2 protein-coding genes are annotated in these 4764 nt (G+C 49.5%); both read left to right on the top strand.

The annotated features are described in order from the left end of the window. Positions 1-689: 689 nt before the first annotated feature. Positions 690-3722, top strand: coding sequence for a TonB-dependent receptor (locus C7972_RS23580; RefSeq protein WP_181422996.1), 3033 nt, complete (start codon positions 690-692; stop codon positions 3720-3722). 26 nt (positions 3723-3748) lie between these two features. Then, positions 3749-4764: RagB/SusD family nutrient uptake outer membrane protein (locus C7972_RS23575; RefSeq protein ID WP_110358609.1), on the top strand; the 1016-nt coding region annotated here is incomplete at its 3' end.

The following is a 4764-nucleotide window of genomic DNA, read 5'->3' as shown; positions in this document are numbered from 1 at the left end:
TTTTTCTATATGTTGTTTTCATGTGTAATATATCTTATATGGATGGTGTTGTCAATTGGTCATCTCCTAATGGTTTTTTGGATCTTTGCAGGCTGGGCAATACACTTTTATAGCTGAATTATTGGTTTTACTGGTTATTTGGTAAATTATTCTAATTGTGGTCTATATATATATATAAGGAAATCAACATTGATTGGAGTTAGCGTCATGGACGGCGTATCCGATCGTTCGGTAAAATATCTAAATTTTTTATCCAAATATCATATTGGTTTTGCGCGGTCTATTTTATAAGTTTGATCATGTTATTTACATAGGCTCTCCTATGGGTCGGAAGATACCTGTCAATTGAAGGGAAATCGTGTAATCGGTGTCCATTGGAGTGTTTATTTGGAATACGTCAGAAATTAATTTTATGACCTTACCTTTTTTTGCAATGTGTTTCGCGGGGGACGTTCTACGGGGCGCATGGAAAAACGGTAACAACCATCATGGTCTTTCCATATGATGGTAGCAGATCGGTCACCCTTTATGTAGGAGCGGTGATTTATTTTGGTAACCGGCCAATAGGAACGAACGGCCTTTTAGCTTAAATGTTTAAACCAACTAACCAACTAACCAACAAAAATCATTGAACAATGCCAATAATTAACAAGGAATGTTTGGGCCTTCATTTATGGTGTCGCCCAAAAATGAAAATATCTTTTATTTTAGTGTTAACGTTTGCCCTTCAGATGCGGGCGATTACAGTTCCGGATGTTTCCCGGACATATATCGGTGGCACGGATATGGGCGTCCAACAAATGGTGACGGGTACTGTGACCGATGAGTCCGGAACGCCCTTGCCGGGGGCCAATATTGTGGAGAAGGGTACTACAAATGGTGTGACCGCGGATTTTGATGGAAACTTTTCCATTGGTCTTTCGGATAGTGACAGGACCTTGGTGGTTTCCTATATAGGGTATGCAACCAAGGAAGTTCCGGTCCAGGGACGTACCAATCTGACCATTGCATTGGAGGAAAGTGCTTCGGGACTCGACGAGGTAGTGGTCATCGGTTACGGTACGGTCAAGAAGAGCGATCTGACAGGTTCCGTCTCCTCATTGGGAACCGAAGATTTCAACAAGGGCGCCCAAGTATCGGTGGACCAGCTTATTCAGGGACGAGCCGCTGGGGTCCAGGTGACCCAGAGCAGTGCGGCTCCTGGCGGGGCCTATTCCATCCGTATCCGGGGGGCCAATTCGATAACGGCGGGCAATGAGCCCTTGTATGTGATAGACGGGCTTCCGGGATCACCTCTTAACGCATTGAACCCTGGCGATATCGAGTCCATAGAGGTCTTGAAGGACGCTTCGGCTACCGCTATTTATGGTTCCCGGGGAGCGAACGGGGTAATTCTGGTCACCACAAAAAAGGGGAATACGGGCCGGTTACAGGTAAACTACGAAGTGTACGGGGGCATGCAAGAAACGGCCAAGAGGTTGGATCTGTTGGGTGCTCGGGACTATATGGGGCTGATTAATGATTTGAGTGTTGATGCGGGGGATCCCGTAGTGTTCGACCAGGGGCAGATGGACGCCATCGGTAGCGGGACGGACTGGCAGGACGAAATTTTCCGTTCCGCCCCTGTGCAGAACCACCAACTGTCTTTCTCCGGAGGATCGGAGAAGACGAAGTATTATTTTTCGATGAATTATTTCGATCAGGAAGGGGTCGTGGTGAGTTCTGGCATCAAGCGTTATGGAGCACGGGTGAACATCGACCATTCCGGGGACAGGTTCAGGTACGGACTGAACCTGAGCAATACTTATGTCGAGGACGACGGGGTCCGTCTGGGAACGGGTATCAACGCCGGGGCGAGCGTAATCGCGGCGGCCATTCAGATGGACCCGACGCTTCCGGCCTATAACGAGGACGGCACGTATGCCCAGACGGGCCTATTGGACCTTGAAAACCCGGTCGGTCTTGCCAACGGTAATATTATAGAAGGGAAAACGGACCGGACCTTCGGGAACGTCTTTGTGGAATATGAAATTATGGGGGGTCTTTCGGCCAAGCTTAACCTCGGACAGGATATCAGAAATTCCAGGACGGATAATTACTTTACCAAGGTCACCAAGAGGGGCGAAGGAGAGAACGGTGGCGCTGATGTCAGCCAATCCCGCAGGAGCAGTTCCCTTGCGGAGTTCACTTTGAATTACCAAAAGGATCTTGGGAAGGACCATTCATTCAGTATTTTAGGAGGATATACCTATCAGGACTTTGTAAACGAGAGTTTCAATGCCGGCAGCAACGATTTTCCTACGGATGCATTTTTGACCGATAACCTGGCAGCGGGCAGTCAGGACACCTATGTGGTGGGGTCCAATCAGAACAAGAGCCAGTTGCTCTCTTATATAGGTCGTGCAAATTACTCGTACTCGGACAAATATCTTTTTACGGCCTCGTTCAGGGCCGATGGTTCGTCCCGTTTCGGAGAGGATAACAAATACGGTTATTTTCCATCGGTCGCCTTGGGCTGGAGGATAAACAACGAATCCTTTTTGGAGGATTCACAAACGGTTTCGAACTTAAAATTACGGGCCAGTTACGGTATGACCGGAAACCAGGAGATAGGGAACTATAATTCGCTGGTGCTTTTAGGCACGGCGGGCGATGCGGTCTTCGACGGTAGCCGTTACGTGGGGGTGGCCCCGATACAATTGGGCAATTCGGACCTGAAATGGGAAACCACCGAGCAGTACAACGTTGGCCTGGACTACGGGTTTTACAACAATAGGATATCGGGATCCATAGACTATTTCCGGAAGGAGACCTCGGACCTGTTGCTTTTGCTTCCCATACCTGCCACCAGTGGGTTCACGAGTTCCCTTCAGAATGTTGGGGACACGGAGAACCAAGGTTTTGAATTTTTATTGGAGACCCAGAATTTTGTCGGGGATTTTAATTGGACTAGCTCGCTGAATTTTGCAGCGATCAAGAACCAGGTCACTAATCTGGGCGACCTGCCTTTTATTCTTCAGGGAAGTTTACGGTTTTTGAACGATTATACGATACTCCGTGAGGGGGACCCGATCAATTCCTATTGGGGATATAGGACCGATGGCATTTTTAAGTCCCAGGCGGAGGTGGACCAATCGGCCCAGCCCGATGCGGATCCCGGGGACATTAGGTTCCTGGATGCCGACGGGGACGGGTCCATCACCCCGGACGACCGTGTGGTCCTTGGCGATCCGTTTCCCGACCTTACGGTGGGACTCGGCAATACCTTTTCGTACAAAGGGATAGATCTGAACTTTTTTCTTCAGGGCAATTTCGGACAGGAGATGTTGAACTTCACGCGGATAGATTCCGAGGAGCCCATATCCTTTAGGAGGAACCGAGAATCGTTCGTACTGGACCGGTGGACCCCGGACAACCCGGATAGTCCCAACCCTTCCTATCTCAATACCACGGGCGCACGGTCGGTAAACGACCGTGTGGTAGAGGATGCGTCCTTTCTTCGGCTCAGCAACATTACGATCGGCTATAATTTTCCCGGTCTGAAATCTAAAAGTATAAACAGTCTACGGGTGTACGCCACGGGCCAGAATCTGTTCACCATTACCGATTATGGGGGCTACAATCCCGATGTCAGTGTACTGGGGGAATCCAACATTCGGGTGGATTACAATGCGTACCCGTTGGCCAGGGTGTTGACCCTGGGCATCAGAATAGGAATGTAACAATAACCAAGAAAAAAATAAAGATCATGAAAATAATAAAAACGGCACTGTTCATATGGGTCCTGGTCCTGGGCTCGTGCAACGATCCACTGGAGGAGGAGACCTTCTCCGTATTGGGCCCATCCAATTTCTATAGCACCGGAGAGGATGCCGAGGCACTCCTCAACGGAGTGTATGCTCAATCTCAAGGATATAGGGATCTTTTAAGAGATTTATTGACATTCAACGAGGTGAATACAGATATAATGATAGAGCGAGGGGGGGCTATCAACTCCAACATGTTACCAATGGAGGACTTCCTCTTCCCCTCCACCCAGCCTTGGCTTTTAAATAGGTGGAACCGGTCCTATAATGCCATCTACCGGGCGAACGTGACCCTAGAAAAGGTACCTGGCATCGATATGGGCGAGGGACGCAAGGCCCAGGTCCTGGCCGAGGCACGGTTCCTCAGGGCGTTCAATTACCAACTTCTCTATAGTCTTTTTGGGCGGGTCCCACTAATAACCAATAGTGAGACCTCGGTCACGGACCGTCCTTCCCGAGCGAGCGAGGAGGAGATGATAAATTTTTTGGAGACGGAGTTCCTGGCGGTCGCAGCGATCCTTCCTGTTTCATCGGAACAGTTCGGGAGGGCCACAAAAGGGGCGGCCCTAGGGTTTTTGAGCAAGTTCTACCTTAACCGGAAACGATGGGCCGAGGCCGCTGCCACGGCCAAACAGGTAATGGACCTGGGTACCTACGCACTCTTTACCGAAGGGAGCAGGGAACAGCTCTTCGCCATGGACAATGAACACAATAGCGAGTATATCTTTGCCGCTCCATATCCGGATCCGCCCACAAACGCTGATGGAAATACTTATCTGAGTCATGCCGCCCCCCCTGGGTATCTCTTTGAATATCCCCCAAAAGTAAATTTTGCGGCACAGTTTAAGATCCGCTCAGAGTTTTTGGAGCTTTTTGAACCGGAGGACGAGCGTTTGAACGCGTTCGTGTTCGAGTATACCAATGTACAGGGGGCAACGGTGGTCCTAGGGGAGGACGA

Origin of the sequence: Arenibacter sp. ARW7G5Y1 (genome assembly GCF_003201775.1) — a bacterium.
Classification (GTDB): Bacteria; Bacteroidota; Bacteroidia; order Flavobacteriales; family Flavobacteriaceae; genus Arenibacter.
Note: the sequence above shows the minus strand (reverse complement) of the source record. Positions and strands in the feature narration are given on the sequence as shown.